Origin of the sequence: Sphingobacterium sp. NGMCC 1.201703 (assembly GCF_047784615.1) — a bacterium.
Taxonomy (GTDB): domain Bacteria; phylum Bacteroidota; class Bacteroidia; order Sphingobacteriales; family Sphingobacteriaceae; genus Sphingobacterium.
On sequence record NZ_JBLOHD010000001.1, the window covers coordinates 731,606 to 755,118 of the forward strand.

Here is a 23,513-nt window from a genome sequence, read left to right on the forward strand (position 1 = left end):
TACCCTATCCTAAAAAGTAAGGCCTAATCCACGGATTAGGCCTTACTTTTTTTAGGAATAGTTTTATTCTGGAAAAGAGAATACCCCGTTAAAATAAGGTATTGCCTGTTGCTTTATTAGGATATTTAAGGTTCAAATCAAATGTTTCATTCATTTTCTTAATAAAGTGGGTTGCCAGCAGAGGCGACTCAATTTCAACATTCTGATGGATAAAGAAATACAGTTTCTGTAATCCATTATCCCGCCAAAGTTTTAGTACTTCTATCCAATTATCCAGACGCGCGTAATCCGATGCATGGTTGGCGCCGACATAACGGATAAAGGCGACAGGTGTAGTCATCCGCATGTGCAACATATCCCTTCTGCCCGCCGTATCCACCAATACATTGGTCACACCGGTCTCCTCCAACAAGGTATAGAGTTCATTCGTTACTTCAGCTTTTGAGAACCAGTCCTTATTTCGGACTTCCAATGCTAAGGGAACATCTTTTGGCCAGTCGTGCAAGAATAATTTTAACCGCACCATGTCTTTTGGGCTATAGTTGTCATGCATTTGCAGAAAGACCATACCTAATTTTTCATCAAATCGAACCACAGCATCTGTAAATAACTTGACTTTATCCGTTGCGTTAAGCAATCGGCTAAAATGACTGATCGACTGTGGAACTTTGGGGAAGAATTTAAAATCTGCCGGAGTTTTCTTCTTCCAGGTTTCTACCTGCTCCAGGCTGGGTGAATTATAGAAGGTGGCATTGAGTTCGATGCTGTTAAATTGATTGGCATAGTAAACAAGTTCGTCCTTTGTGCCTCTTGGATAAAAACCCTTTAGATCCTGTTTGTTCCACTTTGCACAGCCGACATATACTTCAAATGGTTCTTTATTTTTGAAATGCTGTAAAAGGGCTAAAGTCTCTTTTGGAGTAGCTGGTAGGGTGAAATCTACCTCTTCGGGATGATCTACTTGGCCAAATTTCATATTAGTTTTTTCTTAGTTTATGATCAAATAATAAGTGTGCGAGCAAAGCTAAAAGGCTATATGTCGTGCCAACGGCAATAACCCCCGGCCATTGGAAATGCTGCCATGCTTGCGCAGCAAAAAAGGTGCCTGTTGAACCACCGATAAAATAACTGACCATATAAACGGTGTTCAGGCGATTATTGGCGCCAAGATTGAGCGCGTAGAAATCACTCTGATTTAAGATGTGCATGGACTGTAATCCAAGATCGATGAGGATCACCCCAATGATCAGACCCCAATAATAGTTGCCGAATAACGCAAAAAGCAGCCAGCTAAAGATCATCAATAGTATTGCGTAGCGGATAATTTTTGCGGTACCCATGTATACGGTCATCCGATTGACAAAAGCAGCTGCAAGGGCACCGCAGGCACCCACAAGGCCAAATGCACCAGCGGTAGCTGGACCGTCAAAAAATGGTGGCCCTTGGATATGGAATACCAGGGTTGTAAAGAAGGCTGAAAAGGCGCCAAATCCCATTGCACCACGAAATGCAGCCAATTGCAGCACCGGTTGTTTTTTGGCAAAGTTCCATACTGAAAGCATCAATTCCTTATAAGTGCCCTTAAAATTAGGGTTAACTTCGGGTAATTTGATCGCGATGGCCATTGCAGTAATGATCATGATCACCGTAGCAATCCAATACATTTCGCGCCAGCCAAAGTAGGAACCGACAAATCCGCTGACCACGCGCGATAATAGGATACCGATCAATAACCCTGACATGACCATACCTATAGCAGCTGCCTGTTTCCCCTTCGAGGCGAGCTCTGCCGCCATAGGAACAAAAACCTGTGGTATTACGGACGTAAATCCGATCAAAAAACTAAAGCTGAGGATAGCTGCAATAGACTGGGAAAGTGCCATTCCGGCCAATGAGAGAATAATGAATATAAAATCAATTAAGATCATTTTCTTTCTCTTAAACATATCGCCCAGGGGAACAATCAATAGAAGTCCACAGGCATAACCAATTTGTGTTAACATGGCTGAATTGCTTACTGTGGCTTCACTAAGATCTAGGTCTTTGGCAATTAGTCCCAGTAGTGGCTGATTATAATAGTTGTTGGCGACAACCAGGCCTGTAGCAATGGTCATCAACCATAAGGTTGCCTGGGATAATCCTGCTTTGGAATCAGTGGTATTCGTCATCGATTAATGTAGTTCGTCCCACAATTCCTGAAACTTCTGTTTTAATTCAGCGACTTCCTGTTCGAGTTGTCCGATACGTTCCAATAGCGCAGGATCTGCGGCCCCACTTGATGGATTATTGCTACTTTCAAAAGCTTCCATATTTACATCTCCCAGCAGATGGATATAACGTACCTCTTTGTGTCCGGCTTGTTTGGGAAGAGCTTTCAAATAGCCCTCTTGAGCAAGCTTCTCCAATTGTTCATTAATTTCACCTAAGGACTCAAACTCGTATAATCTTCCGGCATTTGAATTGATTTCACCGGCTGTCATTGGCCCACGGAGAAGTAATAGGCAAATAATAGTCAGTTCGGATGGCACGAGAGGAAACTGTATGGCAAAATTGTGCTTATATTTGGTGACCCGGGATCCACCACCGATAACGGTCGAAATCAACCCTCTCTTTTTCAGGATATCCAGTGTATTGACGATGTCTTCTTCGCTGTATTGAACGACAGGTTTGCGTGAAGTTTTTTGATTACATGCGGCTTGTAAGCTATTGATTGTCATTGGATAATATTCGGGGGTTACCTTTGATTTTTCAATCAGGGAGCCTAGGACACGCTGTTCCATTGCAGACAATTGAGGCAAATTAGTCGTTTCCATATTATTTTTAATGTATCTATTTATGATCGAATATAAGTTTAACGTCAAACGACGGCTGACATCAAACTGAAGATTTGTTCTTACCCAAAGATGCCCTTTTTCCTATACAACTCCAAAATATCCGATTGATATTGTTGGATAAAATGGGATTGCTTTAGTTTTTATTATCTTCGCATGAATAAAATAAGATTTAAAGTGCTTAAGATAGCTTTTCATCCCGAGTTTATCCATCCGGTCAAAGAAGGACATCGCTTTCCGATGTTAAAGTACGAGTTGATCCCGCTGCAGCTGAGACATGAGGGATTGGCCAATGAAGCTAATTTTTTCAGACCTGAGCTGGCGAGTTTTGAAACCTGTTGTCTGGTCCATGACCCGGCTTACGTGACGAAACTGTTTGATTTGACTTTGGATGCAAAAATGGTACGCAGGATCGGATTTCCCTTAAGCAAGAGCTTAGTAGACCGCGAACGCTATATTTTTGGATGGAACGATTCAGGCTGCAGCTTATGCCTTAAAATATGGGGTAGCTTTTACGATTGCAGGTGGGACCCACCACGCTGGCCATGATTTCGGTGAAGGCTTTTGCCTGATGAACGATCAAGCGACAGCTGCAGGTTATCTATTACAACAGAAGCTTGCAAATCGAATACTCATCATTGATCTGGATGTACATCAGGGCAATGGGACAGCGCATATATTCGAAGGGCATCAGCAGGTGTTTACCTTTTCGATGCATGGAGAGAAGAACTACCCCTTTATCAAGCAGCGTTCTCACTTAGATATCGGACTCGCTGAAAATATAACAGATAAAGAATATTTGGAGATCCTGGATGAGAATCTGCGGGATTTATTTGAGCGTATCCGGCCTGATTTAGTTTTTTATCAGGCAGGTGTAGATATCTTGGGAACCGATAAACTAGGAAAATTGAATTTAAGTCCAGCAACCTGCGCGCGAAGGGATGAACTTGTATTGGGACTATGTCATCAGCAGCATATTCCTGTTCAGGTAAGCATGGGGGGCGGCTATTCTCCGCAGATCAAAGATATTGTCAATGCACATTGTCAAACATTTAAAATAGCAATAGATTTATATAATTTATAAAATAAGAATATGTTTTTTCACCAAGACGCAACTTTTGAAGCATTATCTATACACCGTGTAGGAAACAAAGCACAGGATGAGTTTTATATCCTGTCTGACGCCCCTGTATCCCTTGAAGGCGATGAAGTATTGCCCGGACTTTTGATGCAGTACTTTATGAGCCCCTTTGCGAAAGTGAACGAAGTATATCGTCTATATCATCCCAATGAAGAACTGGATCTGAACGAGGTGTTCTATTTTGTTCGCCAGTACTTTAAGGAGCAGTTACCCTTTCACGATTTTTCTCAGCAGATCTCGAAACACCTATATGAGGTGTCCAACCATCCCAAGATTAAAGCAGGGGAAGTGTATGTGGTAGCGTTAAAAAATGTGCAGATTGAAGGCGAGGAACACGATGCTATTGGTATATTTAAATCGGAAAACAAAGAGACTTACCTAAAGGTATATCCTGAACAAGGGGCTTTCACCTTGGAATATGAGCAGGAGGCAATCAACATCAACAAGTTGGACAAAGGATGTATTATCATCAATGTTGAGGAAGAGGAGGGCTATAAGGTGCTGGTACTGGATCAGACCAATAGACAGCAGGAAGCGGTGTATTGGAAAGACGAGTTTCTAAAACTGCGCGTGCGTAACGACAATTTCAATCAGACAGGCAACTACTTAAAAGTCTATAAGAATTTTGTTCAGGAGAAACTCGATGAAACATTTGAACTGGAGAAGGCCGATAAGATTGATTTGATGAATAAATCCATGAACTACTTTAAAGAAAAGGAAACTTTTGTTCAGGAGGAATTTGAAGAAGAAGTGTTGGGAAATCCCCAGGCGATAGCCCTATTCCAGGACTATAAAGCTGGCTTTGAAAATGAATTTGATTCACCCTTTCAGTCAAGTTTCGAAATAGCGGATAAAGCTGTCAAAAAGATGGAATCGTCCTACAAGTCTGTACTCAAATTGGACAAGAACTTTCATATCTATGTGCATGGAAAACGGGAATACCTTGAGAAGGGATTTGATGAAGATAAAGGGATGAACTATTATAAGGTCTATTTCGAAAACGAAAGCTAATAATTTATGACAAAGCGCGATAAAATAGCTGTTTTTATTTTTGGATCATTCATCGGGCTGCTATTCGTTTTATCGTTGATCGAAAGCAGTAGTTTATGGATCGAGGAATTTTATGCACGGGGATTTTATCGGTTTTATGGTCATATTCCAAAATTTATTTTTGGCTATATTCCCTTTAGCATAGGGGATATTTTTTACGCCTTCACGGTTATTTTTCTGCTCTATTGGCTGGTTAATCTTATACGCAAGCTATGGGGTAAAAAATGGTCGGATGCCTGCCGAACCTTTTTATTTATCGTAAACCTATTGCTTGGGCTATATATTTTTTTCTATATCTCCTGGGGATTAAATTATTATCGGAAGCCGATCAGTGTGAATGCAAAGCTGCAGGTTGATAGCATGAAGCTTGCTGACTATCTCATGGTACTCGATGAATACCTGGATAGTACAAATGCCTTGCGGGAACAGGTCAATCCTGCACAATGGGCAGATCGGAAAGATCATATACGGGCGGATCTAGCGAATTGGGTGAAAAATGATACTACATTTTCATCTTTTTTATCAGGTAGCCAGGTACAGGCCAAATCGCCTCTAAACAGTGTGGTTGCTTCGTATTTCGGTGTTTCAGGTTATTTCAATCCATTTACACACGAAGCGCAGGTAAATTATGCCATGCCAGCTTTATCTTTTCCGTTTACATATGTACATGAGCTCGCCCACCAACAAGGGGTAGGGTTTGAGGATGAAGCCAATTTTATCGCTTTTGTCCGATTGCAGCATCATCCGCAATCCTTTTATCGCTATTCCGCTTATTTGCAAACAACATTGTATATGCTTGGAGAATTGCGCGGCATGTATCCAGATCTTTCGAAGGAATATCAAACAAGATTAAGCAAGCTGGTACTGGCTGATATCGCTGATGAACGCTTATTTTGGAGTGACTATACCGGTTGGATCAACGATCTGATGGGATTGTTTTACAATCAATACCTAACACATAACAATCAGAAGGAGGGAATGGCAAGATACGACCGGATGACAAGATTGGTATTGGCCTATGAACTAAAAAGGAGAGGCTGTCATTAAATTTGTAAAAAAAACAGACACTAAAAAAGCATCAATATGCATATTGATGCTTTTTTAGCTTATGTTGTCCCGTTCTCCCTATTGGGTAGAAATCAGCTCAAAGGAACCTTCCGTCCCTGCGCTACCGGAGTAAATCTGCCCTTGTGGCAAACCTCTAAGGCCTGTAGGAGCGGTTTTGATCCGATCATAGATATTTCTCAAATCTGTGTTTGCATTGACAGCTCTGCCGCCCGCTACGACATCGGCATAGATATAATTTGGTGATTTCTTATCTGTTGCCTGTGGCTTTATACTTCCTGTTGCCAGGGTAACTTTCACTTTGCCACCATTTCCATTAGGGAATGTTTTGGTTCCATTAAATGCATCATCGCCTTTCGCAATAATATACAGTGAACCCAATTTTTGAAAATTGGCGTTAATATCAAAATTGGCGCCGTTATTCTTACCATCGGTCCCATAGAAAGTTGCCTTGTTTCCGATCTCCGCGTAACCAATGGTGATTTTGACATTTTTCTTTCCGTAAAAGGAAAGGGTGGAATTATCCTTCATGATCAATGTATCAATATGGATAACTGCGGTGGAGTCTTTGCTGTCAATATTTTTCTTGGCTTTTTTTCCAATTTCAAGCTTGGAGAAATGCTGTGTTTCTTGCGCTTTACCCACAAAGGTAAATGCGACACAAAAAAGAAAGCCTAAAATAAATTTCGATTTCATAAAGCTTTAATTATATGTAACTAATTAGTAGTTTGACAATTGAAAGCCCAAAGAGTTTAATTTTTACTAAGATATTTTACAATTAATTTAGCCGTTTTTTCCGAGGCACCCGGTGTGCCCAGTTTTTCGGCGAGGATATCGTAATTTTCTAACACGCTCGCCCGATGTGCCTTGTTGTTTATCAGTTCACCGACCTCAAACGAAATATCGTATGCTGTGCAATCTTCTTGAATTAACTCTCTTACAGATAGAAAGTTGTTTATCAGGTTTACCAATGAAATAAACTTCACTTTAACCACTAATTTGGCAATCCAAACCGATATTGCATTTGCCTTGTATACGACAACTTGCGGAACTTTTAATATACCTGTTTCCAGTGTCGCGGTACCACTGGTGACTACTGCGGCCTCCGCATTGTTTAGGATATCATATGTTTGATTGAAAATAACCGGAATATCGATCCCCCTCATGAACTGTTTGTAATAAGATTCGGCAAAATTAGGTGCACCGGCGATGACAAACTGATGCACGGGGAAGAAGTAGGGGAGTTCGGCCATAATGGGAAGAAGTTTGGAAATCTCCATTTCTCGGCTGCCCGGCAGTAAGGCGATGATTGGTTTGTCTGTAAAACCGTTTTCATCCCTGAATTTCGGATTAAAAGAATAGGCTGAAATAGCATCGAGCAGGGGATTGCCCACATAATCGACCGGCATCCGCCATTTTTTATAGAAATCAACCTCAAAAGGTAGAATGCAGAACATATGATCGACAATTTTTTTGATTTTTTTCACACGCCCCTGATTCCATGCCCATACTTTTGGTGAAATATAATAACATGTTTTGATACCATGTTTTTTGGCAAATTCGGCAATTTTTAAATTGAAGCCTGGGAAGTCGATGAGTATAACAGCATCGGGTCTTTCTTTCAACAGATCATTTTTTACTGCTTTCAAATTTTTAGCTATTTTGCCCAGGTTTTTCAAAACTTCCACAAAACCCATAAAAGCCATCGCTGAAGTATGTATCAATGCATTTTCTCCAGCGGCTTCCTGCATTAAATCACCGCCAACTATTTTGAATGTAGCTGTGGGATCCTCTATTTTAAGTGCTTTGATGAGATTGGCTCCATGTAGGTCACCTGATGTTTCGCCAGCAATGATATAGTATTTCATATGTAAATGATTTATTCTTTTAATGGCCATATGAAACATCCATTCTATTTTTCACGCTATTTATGCTTTTCAAATACGGATATTTCATCGGAATATTAATGTTGTTTCGAATTGTTAAAGATAAGATTATTCTAAGGATATGATGAATTTGAGTACATTATTCCATATCTTTATTAAAGATGTTTAACTTTGGAAGAAATTATCAGGAGTATAAAAGCTAAATAGTATTTTTGTCCTATGCAACGATTATGGTCTTTAATAAGAAATAAGTATTTATTAGCCACTTTGGCTTTTTTGGTGTGGATGTTGTTTTTTGATCGAAATGATTTTGCGACACAATACAGTTATCAAAAGCAAAAAGCCAACTTGGAGACAGAGCGGTCCTTTTATCTAAAAGAAAATGCAGCGATTATAAAAACGATAAATGACATTCGATCCAATCCACAGGAGGTGCAACGTATTGCACGGGAGAAATATAAGATGAAAAAGGATAATGAGGATATCTATGTGGTCTCTAAAGTTGCGCCCAAAGAAACACCTTAGTTTTCAGCGAAAAAGGGCTATCCGTTAGAGCGGTATATTGTACAAAATAAAGAAAGACCATCATATGAATACGATGGTCTTTTTTAGTATATAGAAAAGGGGTATTTTAATTTGCAGCCTGCGCTACTAAACCAATGTATAGCGGTTTTTTCTCATCATTTGCCTTGCCGATCAATATCAATGAATAGTAATAATTTTCGACCAATTTGATATCCTTACGGGTTGCAATGGTTTTCCCAGCTTTATCTTTAGCAATAACTGTAAAGGTTCCACTTTTTTGTGCGATAAAACCTTGATGAGCCGTCGCTGAATTTTGTGTTTCTTTTGCACGGTTGGTCCATTCTGTCGGAGAAGCCTGGGTACCGATTTGTAGGGTTACTTGGTCAGTTCCCTCAGCAAAATTAAAGAAACGTACACCGGATTCCGTGTTTTTAATTTCTTTGTTGATTTTGTCGGTTGTAATCACCTGCACTGGCTTCGCTTTGTTACCATAAACAAATGAGGTATAAATTGTACTGTCTTTGATCGTCACTGTCGTATCAACCAGGGCACTGTTATACTCCGATGATATCTTTATATTTCTAGCCCCCGTAAATAGGCCTACTTGGCTATAGCTTTTAAAATCCAAGGGATAATATGGACTTTGTAATGGCCCCCCGTCGGCGTAATATACAACCGCATTGGCGTCAGTATACCCATTGACCATGGTAAATAACGCACCTGGAATTCGTTGGTTGTCGTTATCTTTTAAGCAACTGGATAGGAAGAATGTCGCTACTGCGATAGCAATAAAATTAAATAATCTATAGTTTTTCATAACCTTGTAATATTAAAATCTTTTTGTGTAAAACACATTGCGCTTGTGTTGTCTATTATACGGAGATGAGATACACTTTGCTACAGTTGGCTGTAAAAATAATAAAATTGTGGTTGTATTGTTATTAGCATTTCAAGTTTAAAGATTATTTTATTCATTGAGATAAGGAATTGAAATATATAAAGATTAATAACAAAAAAATGGCCAATAAGCATATTTATTATGATTATTGGCCAAAGTTATCTTAATTGTAAATCTTTAATATTTGTATACCGGAACCATTACGATTTCAAAGTTATTATTGTAAACTTTATTAAAGTTAGATAATGAATATACATTTTTAGCCGTTGCTTTGATGTCATTCTGCTCGGCTGAATAAAAAGGTGGCGGGCCTGGATTTCTAGGATTAGTACCAGTTCTCGCTGTAGCAACGTGATTTACATATTTTGTAGCAGATTCTCTTCTAGCCTTGGTCTTAAGATCTACTATAAATGAATTTATCTGAGTATCTTCCAGTTTGTTACCGGAAGTTAGTACTGCGTCGCCAAAACTAACTAGAGCATCACCTATAAAATCGTTTTCTTGCGTTCTTTGAACGGTAGATGTTACTTCTTGTACTTTTTCAGCGGAGGCCCCAAATTTAAGGCCTATTTTTTTTAATATCCCTGTAGCAGGTTCTATTGAAAAATTAGTAGCAAATTTGGTAGAAACTTTTTCGCTGTCAATATAAGTAGTTGCTTTGTCATTTTCTCTTACTGAGATTTTCCAGGTGTAACCCATATGTTGCAGATTCCACTCCTTAATTGGAATGTTACAGTAATAATATTTTGGTAAAACTTCCTTAAAAGTATAAACAGTTGTATAATCACCGTATCTAGGATTTCCATAACCTTGTGTCGTATACTGAACATCAAAGAGTTCTATTGCCGGAATTGAGAGAACTTGTGAAATCGCTGATCCACCACCCTGTACATCACTGGTGACAACATCTATCTGTACGTCGAAGTTACCTTCTGTCCACATTTTGGCAGTGGAATAAACGCCTTCGTTAGCTCTGATGGTAAAATTTGTATTATAAGTCGGATCTCCTTCATCTTGTATTATGCTTAATGCGCTTGGGTTAATTTTTATTGCCATTATACTTTCAGTCATTGTTTGGTTTAAGCCGCCCTTCGCGTCTGGAGTATTTTCTAAATTATAATAGATATAATCTCTTTGCCAACCTCCATTTTGTGGCAAAAATTTGTTATAGGCATCTGTTAAAATTTGCGACGTTTCAAAATAATAAGGAGCATCGAATGTATTGGAAGCTATATTTGCTGAAGCTAACCTAGTTGCAGATGCATTTAACTTTGTAATCGATTCTGCTTTAGCTTCCGAATAGGGTTTAGTTGGATTATTTATGCCATCATAAGCTTCATGAACGAATTCGAGTTGAGTTGTATTTAAGGGGGACTTGCTTGATGCTTTTATCCCAGCGGCACGGATTCTTATTCTTTCGTTATTTTTCACCACTAGGGTGGGAAATCCAGGGACTTGTCCGTTCTTTAAGGTCATACTCTTTTCACCATTTAAATACATGTTCACATCTGTATTATTTACATAACCTATCATCGGTATTTGGTTTTCAGTGGACCAATTGTAGGGAGTAAAACTATCATTTGGTAATGTCGGGACAAGGACTGTAATTGTAGGTAGTTCTGTCTCAATTTTTGTAATAGCTCCTTCGAAAGTTTCATTTTCAATTAAAATATCCCTGAATGTTTTATTGTCAGCTATTTTTTCGTTTTTGCATAATTCATATATAACATCAAAGTCGTTATCTTTTTGTTTTAATGCTTCGGCCTTTATGAAATCTCTTAAAGGCTTATTTTTACTTACTGCCTTGGACAGAATTATTGAAAAGGTTTGTAGATTGGATTTCTCGGTCGAACTCTCAGTGTTGAGCATATTTTCGGATTGATTTTGTATGTCTTTTTTACAAGAAATGTTTAAAAGAAATACCGATAGAGGCAGAATTAAAAAGTTTTTGTTCATATATATTTATTTTTATATTTTTCTTTAATTTATTTATTGTAGCTAGAGTGTAGTTTTTTATTTATCTAAAGTTAAGTTTTGTGTTTCATTATTAATACTACACAAAAGTGTAGATTTTTTAATAATATTATTTCTTTCAGTGATTTATTTTTTAATGGATTTATGAAAGATGAATGTAGATGCTGTGGATGGGAGGGAACAATCAAGTTCCGCACGGATGACATCCGTTATGGGATAGTATCAAAAGATGTTACACAATAGCGGATCAAGATAATTTATTTTTCTCCAAACTATAATTTTGCATCAAAGAACCCGAGAAATTGACTATTTTTTTATGAAATACTTTAAAAATAAGGTAGTTAAATCCGAAAAAAAGTGAAGTGCATTATTTATACTTGGGCTGTAAGGCCGAGGTTAAATGAAGAATAGTATGTGTATACATTATCCATAAGATCTAGTACTTAGGTCAACAAGGAATAATAGCACGAAATTATTTATGCGGTATGAATATATCAGATTACCGCTTGTAACACGGTTTTAACAAACGAATCTCTGGGTGATAATCAATATTATGCTGTGTGCTGACTCGTTCAATTTGAAAGATGATCTTAATGGAAAATCTCTTTTTTCTGTATTCAGACGAAATAACATAAATATATAACTGAGTCAAAATTCGATAAACAATTAAAAACTAAAAGCACATTTTTAAAACATGACAATATAAAGTTGTTTCGCAATTTAACTTTAGATTTCTCACATTATTCTGAAATATGATCTCAGTTTGATGTCATCCTTCTTTTGACAATTTTAAAAGTCACTACTCTTGTAAGCTGCTCGTATAGATCAATGATAAAATTTCAGGCCAAAGCAATGAATATATTAAAATATTTCGTGGTTGGATTGGGAATTTTGAAGAAGGCTTTAAAGGAATATGGGAGTCTTCCTAAAGTTTCCGATCCTGGGCAGATAAAGAGACAGTCCTATCCGAACAATTAACGGACGAAAATCAAAAAGGAAAGAATATGACAATTCGATTTGGAAAGGAAGATATTATGAAATGGAATGTATTATTATTTCGGCATTAGGCGGTAGGATATGTTCTACCTGGGTGAGCTTTTCTATTGGAGATATTGTACAGACAATATTAATGGCTGCACTAGGACTGTAGGCAGTTTTATGGTCAGTAGGTTATTAGGACGTGTCACGGGGAATAGGAAAAATGATCAGTATATAGATTAAGATAATGAGAGACTATAGGGACGAAGGGAACAGTTTGGCTAATCAAAAATTATTGATAATTTTGAGTTATGAACAGTAGAATCAAAAAGATTGCATCGGGTATGTTTGAGCGCTTTAGACATCGTAAAATTACGGAAGCGGAGCTGTCACAAGCAGAATCTAAGGCCAAAAATCTTGGTAGTTATGTTGACGATTTTAAATTACTGATCGCCATGTGCAAGGATGCAATTACGGGAAAGTTTAAAATGAATAGCTGGAATCTATCCATTATTATCGGGACGATTATTTATGTGGTTTCTCCTGTAGACGCTATTCCGGATTTTATTGCTGTAGGGGGTTGGTTAGATGACGTTGCTATTGTTGCCTATGCTATCCGGAAACTTTCGGAAGAAATCGAACGATACAAATCAGAGCGATTGGGCTGGCCGGTCAACAAATAAAAAAAGCTACTTTGTAAAAAGTAGCTTTTTTTATGAGGTGATTGAATTGTTCTTAATGTTTGAAATGTCTCACGCCAGTAGTTACCATTGCAATGCCCTTTTCATTAGCCATATCAATGGATAATTGATCTTTGATCGAACCACCCGGTTGCAATACGGCTGCAATACCTGCCTCCGATGCGATTTCTACACAGTCAGGGAAAGGAAAGAAAGCATCTGATGCCATTGAACAACCTTTCAAGTCAAAACCAAATGAAACTGCTTTTTCAATGGCTTGCTTTAAGGCATCGACTCTTGATGTTTGGCCAACACCCGATGCTAACAAGGTACCATTTTTAGCAAAGACAATGGTATTGGATTTTGTATGTTTTACAATTTTATTCGCAAAATATAAATCTTCCAATTGTTCAGCTGTAGGTTTTACTGTTGTTACCGTTACCATTTGCTCAGGCCCCTCAATTGTATTGTCCTTATCTTGAAGAATGACACCATTCAATAAGGTTTTGAACTGTTGGCTAGGTAGTTTTACATCTTTGCGAACCAAGATAATTCTATTTTTCTTGGCCGTAAGAATAGCAATTGCCTCCTCCGAATAGGAAGGTGCGATGAGAACCTCGAAGAATAGATTATTGATTTCTGTTGCTGTTTCGCCATCCACTTCGCCATTGGTGATTAAAACACCGCCAAATGCTGAAACTGGATCGCAGGCCAAGGCATCTAACCAAGCTTGTTTAATTGTTGGTCTTGACGCCACTCCACATGCATTGGTGTGTTTTAGGATCGCAAACGTTGGTTGTTCAAATTCGTCGATTAAAGCCACAGCGGCATCTACATCAACAAGGTTGTTGTACGAAAGCTCTTTGCCATTTAATTTATCGAACATGTTATCCAGGTCGCCAAAGAAAACACCTTTTTGATGCGGGTTTTCACCGTATCTCAATACCTGAGCGTTTTGCTCGGATTGTTTAAAAACTTCAATTGGATTCTCTTGATTGAAATAATTGAAGATTGCTGTATCATAATGGGATGATGTATTGAAGGCACGTTTCGCAAATTCCTTACGTTGCTCCAAAGAAGTATGACCTTCTTGGTTGGCTAGGATCTCTTCAAGCGCTTTATAATCATTTTTGGAAGAAATGATCACAACATCATTAAAGTTTTTCGCTGCTGCACGAATCAATGAGATTCCACCGATATCGATTTTTTCGATGATATCTTGCTCGGAAGCTCCAGAAGCAACGGTTTCTTCAAATGGATACAAATCTACGATAACCAAATCGATCTCTGGTATTTCATACTGAGCAAGTTGCTGTTGGTCCGATTCAAGCGGACGGCGCGCTAAAATTCCACCAAACACCTTTGGGTGTAAGGTCTTTACACGGCCTCCTAAAATCGAAGGGTAGCTGGTCAGGTCTTCAACTGGAACGACATCTATACCTAAATCTTTGATAAATGTTTCTGTCCCACCAGTGGAATAGAATGTAACACCGTATTTGTTTAATAATTCAACTAAAGGAGCTAGGCCGTCTTTATAATAGACTGAAACCAAAGCATTTTTAATCTTTACAGGATGGTTCATTATGATGGATTTGTTTCGTGGCGCAAAGATATGAATTTAAAATCTTGATGTCAATAAATCAAGCACTTTTAAATAAAGACGGGCTTATTCATACCTAAGCCCGTCTTTATCTACGTTATACTAAATTAAGTTTTGTTTTTAGCTCTTCAGAAATCTGATTGGTAATATCCCAAATCGGTTCAGGCTCGTCTGTATTATTGAATATGACCTGATCACAAGAATCCTGAAACGGTAATAAATACTCGTTGTAGGAGGGGAGGACGTGATTCACCCATTTGTACATCACATCATCCTCAAAATAACCACGTTCAACCAAATCGCGATGCAGTCTTCTTCTGAGTGCGATATCCTGATCAGCGCTCAAGAATATCTTATGATTTATAAGCGCATTTATTTCTGTGTAATAGAAAATGAAAAGTCCTTCAATAATCAATATCGGAGCCGGTTTTATCTCTAACATTTTTGGTGTTAAGGAAGGATTATTAAATGTATATTCCTCTTTATAAATTGTCTCTCCATTAAAGAGTGCTTTGATGTCTTTATAGAAAGCTTCTCTGTCTATGGATGTGGGGATATCAAAATTATAGAGTCTATTTTCTTCCTGCGTTTTTGTATTGGCAGGAATGTAATAGTCGTCTTGGGAAATCAATGTCACTTCATCAGTTTTGAAGTGTTTCAAAAAGCTATTCAAAAAAAAAGTTTTTCCAGAACCACTGCTTCCGGCAATCCCTATGACATACGGTTTGTTATTCATTCTTGTTTTGCGCTGCAAGAGCTATTTTATTTTAATTAATTTTCTAAAGGTAATCCGTAGGCGATCTCTACCTGAAAGCGTTTATCCAATGCTCCAATACTTGCCGCTGCGGACTTTGATAACACAACAATGGCATTTTGGTTTTCGGCATTGTCATTAAATTTACCGACTACTTTTGCGTACGTAACGCTTTTAGTCATTGGGTTGGTGATTTTTAGGATTGTCCCTACGGGCGCACTTTTATGGAGGGCGAGATTACTTGTTCCCTGGGAGGACAAACCATCCATCCAGACACCGATGCCCCGCTCAGCTTTTTCACGTATTCCGTAGCGGTTTGTTGAAATCTGATTCTCTTCTTTATCGTCATCGTTTGTAGAATCGGAAGCAACGACTTCAACGCCTTTAGGTTCAACCAATTTTGGCCTTTCAGGCGGTAGCGGTTGATTTGGGATCATTAATTTCATACCACCACTAATGGTATTGTTTTTTAGGTTGTTGGCTTTTTTGATATCTTCGACAGTGATACCAAATCTTTTGGATATGGCATATAAGGTTTCTTTTTCGCCAACGATATATGCCGTAAAACCTTGTTGTGGATCACGCGGATTCTGTTGTGCTGTGTTGTTAGGCGTTTTATTCGCAATAGGACTTGGTTTTCGACCAGTTGGGACTTTAACAATCTGTCCGATACTTAATGTACCGTTTCCATTTATCTGCGTCAGCTGCCCCACCGTGGTTTTGTATTTTTTGCTGAGTTGGTAATAATTATCTCCTTTTTCTATTTTGAAAAGGACAAATTCTTCACCATTGACTACTTCTGTCCCAACGGAGTCGGGGATCGCGGTGGTCGGTGTGAAAGTGAAATTTTTAGCTTCAACCTGTTGAAGAGATAGCATAGAAATTGATAAAATGGCTACCTTTTTATATGTATTTAATTCGAATAATAGTTTCATATATTTTGCAATTATACTAAATACGAAACAAACTCCCGTTTATTGTCTGTCAAAAGGAATATTTGTTTGTTAACAAGAAAATAGATGTTGAAAAACTTTAGCGGCAATTGAGTTACTGCAACAACAGCGTCAATTAACCTATCTTTTGTTGATCGAACTATCCGGATTTGATAGTGATTATCGTTGTTTTTTTCATAGAAAGCCCAAATAAAATAGTCCTCCAAAACATTTAGCCAAATTTCGTCATCTATTGTGAAATCTGTCAAAAAATGGGGTGTTTGACCATTGTAAATTACTGGGTAGACTATTTGGCTGTCAAAAGGTTTAAAAGATGCCTCCTTTTTATCTTCTATGGACATTGTCTTTAGATCTAAAAACAATTGCAATCCTTGCGCGATCATTTTGGGCCTAAGCAGGATAGCATCCCTGACCATCTCGAGAAAAATGTAGTTAAACCAGGTTTCCTGTCGTTGAGGTTGATAACAGTCTATAATTTGGATGCCAGCATCGATGGGTGAAGTATCCGAGATTTTTTTTAGGATCAGTTTCTGGCATTGAATTCCAGCCAATACCCACTCTTTGCTGATGGCTTTGAAGTCCCGAAGAATATTAGCCCCTTCAAAAGAAATCACATTAAAATAGGGGAGTGTGTCTGCTGGATTCCTCGTCTCTATCGCTATCAGTCTATTCTCGGCATCGATCTCGATCCGCCAGATGGGATAAGTAAATAGAACATTGAACGCTTTTGAGACTTTCTGATTTGTCATGTGATTTTCAACCAAGAGGACAAATTTACTAAAAGCTTTTAAATTATAATTGGTGGGATTGTAATAAATGAAAAACGTCCAGACGGGCTGGACGTTTTATCGAGAAAAATCGCTTAAAATTTTGAACCGATTGTCAAAACGACATTTGTTCGTTGATTTTTTATATCTGCGGCAGGGCTGGCAGTGTTCCAAAAATCTTCATCGATAGTATAAGGGCTTTCTTTGTAATTGACAGCATTATAGGCTCCTGTCAAATCGATATACATCCCACGACCTAGTTTTGCACCTATACCCACAGAAGCGGTATAGTTTGTATAATCTGCATTTTTATAGGGGTTACCACTATAGTTGAAACCAGCTCTACCACTAAAGACGTTGTCAAACAAAACTTCACCACCGATACGCGCATTAAATGCACCTTGGTACGCGTTTTTAATGTTTTGGTTCATGTCTTTCTCCAAGGTTTTATTAGCAGCCCCAGCATCTTTGAAACGCATCGCTCCATAATCCACCCATTCTACATCCGCGGTAATCAAGCCGCTGGAAAATACCTGACTGGCGCCTACGGAGAGTTTATATGGTGTATTCATATTATACTCTAAATAGCTATAACCTGCTTTATCGCTGGTGCGGTATTCTTTAAAAGACTTATCTTCATTTGGCTTAAAATAACGGAACTCCGAATTGCTGTAAGACTCATCTCTGACGCTCATAAATGTCGGTGATTTCGCTGTAAAACCCATACTGAAGGTAGGTGTAAACTTGTATATTACCCCTAATTTGAAATCTACACCTGTACCGTCGGTCACTTGTGCATAGTCATCGTACAACTCATAGTCCTTATCCAACATTTCACGTTTACTAGCATATTCGGCGCCTGGTTTTAAGAAGTCGGACTTTGGATTCGCTTTTGTCATTTGTGCGACATTCATTGTCTGGCCATACTCTGTAAACCAGCTTGAATTGTCATAACTAAAAGCTGTAAATCCCAACGCTGCCCCTAAGTACAATTTATTGCTGTAATTTGCTCCGAAAGACAGGACAGATTCGGATTTGCTGCCTTTTTCCAGAATAGAATTTACCTGCTTCAGCCCGTTTCTTCCATCAAAATTTGCCCCCGCAACGATCGGATTATATGGGTTTTGATAAGCTTTATCAAAATCAAATAGATATGAATTGTTGTAAATCTCTTGTCCCCAGCCATTCATTCCATTTGGGGAATTCAGTTGATCAGCATATGCGTGGGAAATGGAGTTATCTGTGTTTATTCCGCTATATTGCAATAGATTATTGTAAACATAATTACGGTTGTAAGCAATACCAACATTAAAGTTCAACCAACCTGTTTCGAGGTTTCCTCCATTCCGGTAAGTTGGCAAATGAAAAACAATTCCAGCGTTATCCAGGTTGAAATTATTTTTGCTGCTAATGGTATTCTGTCCAAAATAATCGGTTTTATTTTTATTATTAAGGTATCTACCTGTTACAGAGATGTCTGATTGATTAAAATATCCTAAACCAGCCGGGTTGCCTGTAATTGAACTAATATCACCACCCAGAGCGGTCGAAGCATTTCCCATGGCCTTGAAACGAGCGGTACCGCCATTGTCCCCTTGGGAAAATAGAAGCACATCTTTCGTGTATTGCGCCTGAGCGGTCCCTGCTGCACCGATTAAAAATGCAGTTCCAAAAAGTAATTTTTTGATTGTCATAAGCTAAAATATCGTCTATAATAAGCAGTAGCACACAGGGTGCTGCATGCTACTGTAAGCTATTTTTATTACTAGCGTGTACGTCCACCGCTGGATCTGGTGCTACCAACACCGCCACCGCCAGAGAATCCGCCACTGGATCTAGTGCTACCACCACCGGAAAAACCGCCACTTGAGCGTGTAGATCCACCATCATAACTTCTTGTTGGAGGTGTGTAAGATGGCCTTGATGTTGAACCTGGATTGCTTGAACGAGTTTCCATGGAACGGCTCATCGGACGGGAAACATCACCATAACCTGTACGGGTTCTGGAAGTCCCATTTGAGCTGCGCATATTTGGATAAGTTCCATTGGATCTATCAGAGCTGCGTGTTCTGCCACCATCTGTATATCCGCCTCTAGTTGAGATACCGTCCGTAGATCTGGTTCTGCCATTTGATCTGTCATAGGCAGAAGAACTACGTGATATAGAACCGTCAGATGATCTTGTCCGACCACCGGCACTTGATCGTGTACTAGCTACTGAAGTAATACGTCCTCTGGAATCGCGTGCTACCCCCGTGCGGTCATAATTTCCCGAACTTCTGGTGCGGGAAGAAGAGGTCCGTACATTGTAGTTGTCTCTATAACTTGATCGGGATGAAGCATAATAGGGTCTTGAACTGCCCCAGTAGCCACCGCCCCAATAGCCGTTGCCATACCAACCAGATCCCCAGTAACCGCCATACCAGCCGCCCCAAGGGTGGTAACCACCGTACCAAGGAGATCCCCAGCCCCAACCGGAACCCCAGCCCCAGCCAAAACCAAGAGACCATGAAGAACCCCAACCCGAATTCCAACCCCAACCTAAGCCGAAGGAAGGACCATATCCGTACATTCCACCAAATCCATAGCCATACCATGGATCGAAGAAGGGATCAAAATAGGTCATCCCTGGGCTCGCATAATAAAACCTATTTATACGGTTTGCATATTCTAGATCTTCGTAGGAATCATTGTTATAATCCTGGTCTGAATATTCATCATCATAGTAACCGCCCTGAGCTTGTCCTCCTTGTTGAACCTGATCTGCATCTGTGTAATAGTAATCCGGACTTTGATAGACTTTCTGTCTAGCCTGTCCATTATTGCCATAGACATCGTCGCTATAGATTTGCCTACTCGTACCGCAGGAACCTAACATAAATGCTCCTGTCATGGCAAGTGCTCCGATAAATAATCTATTTTTTTTCATAATATCCTAAATCGTTATTTTCGATTATACAGCCTTATTTACTATCTTAGACGCAAATTTCTCGAGGGGGTTTAATCGAAGTAATCAAAAATACAAATATTTTTTATTGAACGCTTTTTGTATTGGAAATACAGACGAGATTTAACGTAATAATGTTACAATAATTTATCAATTTCATATGAGTAAAGGAATAACAAGTCGTGCAGAAGATTATTCGCAATGGTACAATGAACTTGTGATCAAAGCTGATCTGGCTGAAAATTCAGCTGTACGGGGCTGTATGGTGATCAAACCATACGGATATGCTATCTGGGAAAGAATGCAAGCGATCTTAGACAAGAGATTTAAAGAAACAGGCCATAGCAATGCTTATTTTCCTTTATTCATCCCCAAGTCGTTTTTTTCTAAAGAAGCAGCCCATGTAGAGGGTTTTGCGACTGAATGTGCGGTAGTCACACATTATAGATTAAAAAACGATGGTACCGGTAAGATTGTGGTGGATGAAGATGCAAAATTGGAGGAAGAGTTAATCGTACGTCCGACATCTGAAACGATTATATGGAATACGTACCGTGGTTGGATCGAATCTTATCGTGACCTGCCAATTTTGGTTAACCAATGGGCAAATGTGGTCCGTTGGGAAATGCGTACGCGTCTTTTCTTGCGTACAGCGGAGTTTTTATGGCAGGAGGGTCACACGGCACACGCTACGAGGGAAGAGGCTATTGAGGAGACCGAACGTATGCTTGATGTCTATGCAGAATTTGCTGAAAATATTTTAGCTGTACCGGTTGTACGTGGCCGGAAAACGGAAAATGAACGCTTCGCCGGCGCCTTGGATACCTACTGTATCGAAGCGCTTATGCAGGATGGAAAGGCGTTGCAAGCTGGTACATCACATTTTCTTGGACAAAACTTTGCAAAAGCTTTTGATGTAAAATTCACGTCTAAAGAGGGGAAACTTGAACATGTATGGGCGACATCATGGGGTGTTTCTACCCGTTTGATGGGCGCATTGATTATGGCGCACTCCGACGATCAAGGCTTGGTATTGCCGCCAAAATTGGCTCCAATTCAGGTTGTTATTGTTCCGATCTTTAAAACGGAAGAAGAAAAAGCGCAGATTGACACATTTGTGGATCAGTTAATGAGCGAATTGAAGACCAAGGATATTTCGGTGAAATACGATGATCGTGATACACAGCGTCCGGGCTTCAAATTCGCGGAATGGGAATTGAAAGGGGTGCCTGTACGTGTTGCTGTTGGTGCGAGAGATATGCAAAATGGAACTGTAGAACTAGCACGTCGTGATACCCAAACTAAAGAAACGGTAGCGCAAGAGGGATTGGCAGGCAATATCGAAAAGCTGTTGCAGGCAATACAGGAAAATATTTACCAAAAAGCATTGGATTTCAGAGCATCCCATTTTACCGAGGTGAATTCTTATGATGAGTTTAAAGAAGTGCTGGAAGGTAAAGGTGGATTTATCTCTTGTCATTGGGATGGAACGACAGAAACAGAAAAACGTGTGAAAGAGGAAACAAAGGCTACAATCCGTTGTATTCCTTTGGATGCCAAAGAGGAGGATGGTGTTTGTATCTTCACGGGTAAACCTTCTCGCCGTCGCGTTTTATTTGCAAAAGCTTATTAATATTTGACTTATGCGGATACTCATTTTAGGATGTGGATGGCTGGCAGAATCATTTGCCATGGATATGAAGCATCAGGGACATGAGGTCTGGGCAAGTACAACACAATATGAAAAATACCATCGGCTTAAAACTGATGGTATTTTTTCATTTATTGCCGACTTTGACAACAGTAATACGTTACCGGATATGCTTTTTCCAAGCCAATTCGACTTTGTGTTAAATAGTGTTCCTGCTAGCCAAAAAAACAGCCTTTCTGCTTTAGAGGTGCGTTTTTCCAATATTTCGAGATTTCTTGACAATATCCAATGGACCAAACAGTTGTTTCTAAGTTCCGTTGGAATATACCCGGATAAAGATGTTGTCTATCATGAATTGGATTCATCTGGCATAGAATTTTCCGAAAAACTTTTTTTGGCTGAGCAGCAGATGCTAGCGCTGCCCAACACCTGTGTCTATCGACTTGGGGGCTTATTTGGTAAAAATCGCGTTTTTGCCAAGTATTTTGCCAATCGTATCTGCACAACGGGTGAACAGCTCGCTAATTTTGTCCATCTGGATGATGTTGTGCGGTTGATTAGTTTGGCTTCTGTCAAGGACCTAAGACATGCCGTTTATAATGTTGTGGCCCCAATGCACCCAAAGAAAAAGGATGTGATCCTGGCCTCTGCACAAAAGTATGGTTTCGATCTGCCATTGCGATTTGAACCAGGGGATCATTTTCAAAAAGTAGTGAGTGGAAGCCTGCTTCAAAAGGAGCTTGATTACCAGTATATTTGGCCCAATCCCTTGGAGTTTTGAATTTGTTGAAACCCAAAAACGTTATCTTTTTAGAATAAAGTATAATTCTCTTTGTACAGAGTATAAATAATTAAATAAATTCGTTATTTTAACGTCAGTTCTACTAGGGAAATTGGTATAGAATATCTGAAGCTACGATCCAGTAATGGTTTTCATTGATATTTTATATTTTCTTAATGTATCTGTATAGATAAACAACTGGTAGATTTAATATTTTAGCGCATATAAAAGAACCATGACAAACGTAGAGCGACATCAATATATTTTAAAACAATTAAAAGAGGTAGGTATAGTCCAAGTGATTGACCTATGCGAGGAACTGGGTGTATCTTCTGTTACCATCCGCAAGGATCTCACGCTTTTAGAAGAGAGTGGTCTGCTTTTTCGGACGCATGGCGGAGCGACACAGTACAATCCGTATACGACGGACCGGACGGTATTTGAAAAGGAGAAACTTCGCTCGGACGATAAAAGTAGAATCGGGAAGAAGGCTGCTGAGATGATTGAAGAAAATGATTCAATTATTATTGCTTCCGGGACCACCATGCAATCGTTGGCCAGGCAGATTGTACCTAAGGGAAATATTACTGTGGTCACTTCGGCGCTGAACGTTGCCATGGAGTTAATTAAATACCCATCAGTTGAAATTATGCAGATGGGAGGGACATTACGAAAAACTTCCACCTCAGTCACTGGAAAATATGCTGAAAATTTACTGCATGACTTTTATTGTAGTAAATTGTTTTTAGGGGTAGACGGAATAGATCTGGAGTATGGTGTGTCAACATCCAGTGCACAGGAAGCTCAATTGAATCGTATCATGATCGATACGGCCCAAAAGGTAGTTGTCCTAGCTGATTCGTCCAAATTTGGAAGACGCAGCTTTGGACGGATTTGTGGCTTTGAAAAAATTGATATATTGATTACAGATGATAAAGTGAATGCCGGATTTGTTGAATCGTTGGAGAAGTCCGGTGTGCATGTGGTCGTTGTCTAGGGGGCTGTCGGTACGCTTCAGATTATTGCGATAAG

General features: G+C 39.2%; 23 protein-coding genes. 10 read left to right on the top strand and 13 right to left on the bottom strand.

All coding sequences use genetic code 11. The features are described 5' to 3' along the window. Nucleotides 1-88: 88 nt before the first annotated feature. Genes ACK8HY_RS02905 through ACK8HY_RS02915 form a run of 3 tightly spaced genes read right to left on the bottom strand, consistent with a single transcriptional unit; the run spans nt 89 to nt 2,813 of the window. Nucleotides 89-976 carry a DUF72 domain-containing protein gene (locus tag ACK8HY_RS02905; RefSeq protein ID WP_416132724.1) on the bottom strand — a complete coding sequence of 296 codons (888 nt, stop codon included), beginning with the start codon at nt 974-976 and terminating at the stop codon, nt 89-91. Between the two features lies 1 nt (nt 977). Continuing rightward, nucleotides 978-2,168 carry an MFS transporter gene (locus tag ACK8HY_RS02910; protein ID WP_416132725.1) on the bottom strand — a complete coding sequence of 397 codons (1,191 nt, stop codon included), beginning with the start codon at nt 2,166-2,168 and terminating at the stop codon, nt 978-980. A gap of 3 nt (nt 2,169-2,171) precedes the next feature. Next, complete coding sequence (locus ACK8HY_RS02915) at nt 2,172-2,813, bottom strand: YceH family protein (RefSeq protein ID WP_416132726.1); 642 nt, start codon at nt 2,811-2,813, stop codon at nt 2,172-2,174. 174 nt (nt 2,814-2,987) lie between these two features. On the opposite strand from ACK8HY_RS02915, the gene ACK8HY_RS02920 reads away from it, so the two are divergent. The 4 genes from ACK8HY_RS02920 to ACK8HY_RS02935 are packed head-to-tail and all read left to right on the top strand — an operon-like array spanning nt 2,988 to nt 6,069. Continuing rightward, nucleotides 2,988-3,380 (top strand): hypothetical protein, encoded by a 393-nt coding sequence (locus ACK8HY_RS02920; protein WP_416132727.1) that lies wholly within the window; start codon nt 2,988-2,990, stop codon nt 3,378-3,380. Then, nucleotides 3,292-3,915 (top strand): histone deacetylase, encoded by a 624-nt coding sequence (locus ACK8HY_RS02925; protein WP_416132728.1) that lies wholly within the window; start codon nt 3,292-3,294, stop codon nt 3,913-3,915. Before ACK8HY_RS02920 ends, ACK8HY_RS02925 begins: the two co-directional genes overlap by 89 nt. A gap of 9 nt (nt 3,916-3,924) precedes the next feature. Next, nucleotides 3,925-4,983 (top strand): nucleoid-associated protein, encoded by a 1,059-nt coding sequence (locus ACK8HY_RS02930; protein ID WP_416132729.1) that lies wholly within the window; start codon nt 3,925-3,927, stop codon nt 4,981-4,983. A 6-nt stretch (nt 4,984-4,989) separates the two neighbouring features. Next, the gene (locus tag ACK8HY_RS02935) at nt 4,990-6,069 is read left to right on the top strand and encodes a DUF3810 domain-containing protein (RefSeq protein WP_416132730.1); all 1,080 of its coding nucleotides are present in this window, start codon (nt 4,990-4,992) and stop codon (nt 6,067-6,069) included. A 78-nt stretch (nt 6,070-6,147) separates the two neighbouring features. On the opposite strand, the gene ACK8HY_RS02940 is transcribed toward ACK8HY_RS02935, so the two are convergent. Together ACK8HY_RS02940 and lpxB are read right to left on the bottom strand one after the other, a co-directional pair. Beyond that, nucleotides 6,148-6,783, bottom strand: a complete 636-nt coding sequence (locus tag ACK8HY_RS02940) for a hypothetical protein (protein WP_077435502.1) — start codon at nt 6,781-6,783, stop codon at nt 6,148-6,150. Nucleotides 6,784-6,839: 56 nt separating this feature from the next. After that, a complete protein-coding gene (gene lpxB, locus ACK8HY_RS02945) occupies nt 6,840-7,955 on the bottom strand; it encodes a lipid-A-disaccharide synthase (RefSeq protein WP_077435942.1) in 1,116 nt (371 codons plus the stop codon). A 237-nt stretch (nt 7,956-8,192) separates the two neighbouring features. Between lpxB and ACK8HY_RS02950 the strand changes: the two genes are divergently transcribed. Further along, nucleotides 8,193-8,498: an FtsB family cell division protein gene (locus ACK8HY_RS02950; RefSeq protein WP_077435500.1), complete on the top strand. Its 306-nt coding sequence runs from the start codon at nt 8,193-8,195 to the stop codon at nt 8,496-8,498. A 106-nt stretch (nt 8,499-8,604) separates the two neighbouring features. On the opposite strand, the gene ACK8HY_RS02955 is transcribed toward ACK8HY_RS02950, so the two are convergent. Both ACK8HY_RS02955 and ACK8HY_RS02960 read right to left on the bottom strand, forming a co-directional pair. Beyond that, nucleotides 8,605-9,315 (bottom strand): DUF4397 domain-containing protein, encoded by a 711-nt coding sequence (locus ACK8HY_RS02955; RefSeq protein WP_077435498.1) that lies wholly within the window; start codon nt 9,313-9,315, stop codon nt 8,605-8,607. A gap of 258 nt (nt 9,316-9,573) precedes the next feature. Next, nucleotides 9,574-11,352: a hypothetical protein gene (locus tag ACK8HY_RS02960; RefSeq protein ID WP_416132731.1), complete on the bottom strand. Its 1,779-nt coding sequence runs from the start codon at nt 11,350-11,352 to the stop codon at nt 9,574-9,576. Nucleotides 11,353-12,222: 870 nt separating this feature from the next. Between ACK8HY_RS02960 and ACK8HY_RS02965 the strand changes: the two genes are divergently transcribed. Together ACK8HY_RS02965 and ACK8HY_RS02970 are read left to right on the top strand one after the other, a co-directional pair. Beyond that, the gene (locus tag ACK8HY_RS02965; RefSeq protein WP_262507816.1) at nt 12,223-12,348 is read left to right on the top strand and encodes a hypothetical protein; all 126 of its coding nucleotides are present in this window, start codon (nt 12,223-12,225) and stop codon (nt 12,346-12,348) included. Between the two features lie 311 nt (nt 12,349-12,659). Beyond that, a complete protein-coding gene (locus ACK8HY_RS02970; protein WP_077435494.1) occupies nt 12,660-13,031 on the top strand; it encodes a YkvA family protein in 372 nt (123 codons plus the stop codon). 52 nt (nt 13,032-13,083) lie between these two features. Here the strand turns inward: ACK8HY_RS02970 and purH are convergent, their stop codons facing one another. From purH to ACK8HY_RS03000, 6 genes are all read right to left on the bottom strand, one after another. After that, nucleotides 13,084-14,610 (bottom strand): bifunctional phosphoribosylaminoimidazolecarboxamide formyltransferase/IMP cyclohydrolase, encoded by a 1,527-nt coding sequence (gene purH, locus ACK8HY_RS02975; RefSeq protein ID WP_416132732.1) that lies wholly within the window; start codon nt 14,608-14,610, stop codon nt 13,084-13,086. 115 nt (nt 14,611-14,725) lie between these two features. After that, nucleotides 14,726-15,364 (bottom strand): uridine kinase family protein, encoded by a 639-nt coding sequence (locus tag ACK8HY_RS02980; RefSeq protein ID WP_077435490.1) that lies wholly within the window; start codon nt 15,362-15,364, stop codon nt 14,726-14,728. A gap of 35 nt (nt 15,365-15,399) precedes the next feature. Next, entirely contained in the window at nt 15,400-16,317 is a 918-nt protein-coding gene (locus ACK8HY_RS02985) for a LysM peptidoglycan-binding domain-containing protein (RefSeq protein ID WP_416132733.1), read from the bottom strand. A gap of 11 nt (nt 16,318-16,328) precedes the next feature. Then, nucleotides 16,329-17,084, bottom strand: a complete 756-nt coding sequence (locus ACK8HY_RS02990) for a hypothetical protein (protein ID WP_416132734.1) — start codon at nt 17,082-17,084, stop codon at nt 16,329-16,331. 113 nt (nt 17,085-17,197) lie between these two features. After that, entirely contained in the window at nt 17,198-18,796 is a 1,599-nt protein-coding gene (locus ACK8HY_RS02995; RefSeq protein WP_077435484.1) for an OmpP1/FadL family transporter, read from the bottom strand. Nucleotides 18,797-18,867: 71 nt separating this feature from the next. Beyond that, complete coding sequence (locus ACK8HY_RS03000) at nt 18,868-20,031, bottom strand: hypothetical protein (RefSeq protein WP_416132735.1); 1,164 nt, start codon at nt 20,029-20,031, stop codon at nt 18,868-18,870. A 178-nt stretch (nt 20,032-20,209) separates the two neighbouring features. Here ACK8HY_RS03000 and proS point away from each other — a divergent pair, with 178 nt between their 5' ends. From proS to agaR, 3 genes are all read left to right on the top strand, one after another. Next, nucleotides 20,210-21,682: a proline--tRNA ligase gene (gene proS, locus ACK8HY_RS03005; protein ID WP_416132736.1), complete on the top strand. Its 1,473-nt coding sequence runs from the start codon at nt 20,210-20,212 to the stop codon at nt 21,680-21,682. 10 nt (nt 21,683-21,692) lie between these two features. Continuing rightward, the gene (locus ACK8HY_RS03010; RefSeq protein WP_416132737.1) at nt 21,693-22,481 is read left to right on the top strand and encodes a GDP-L-fucose synthase; all 789 of its coding nucleotides are present in this window, start codon (nt 21,693-21,695) and stop codon (nt 22,479-22,481) included. 235 nt (nt 22,482-22,716) lie between these two features. Next, a complete protein-coding gene (gene agaR / locus ACK8HY_RS03015; RefSeq protein WP_077435476.1) occupies nt 22,717-23,478 on the top strand; it encodes a transcriptional repressor AgaR in 762 nt (253 codons plus the stop codon). Nucleotides 23,479-23,513: the final 35 nt, after the last annotated feature.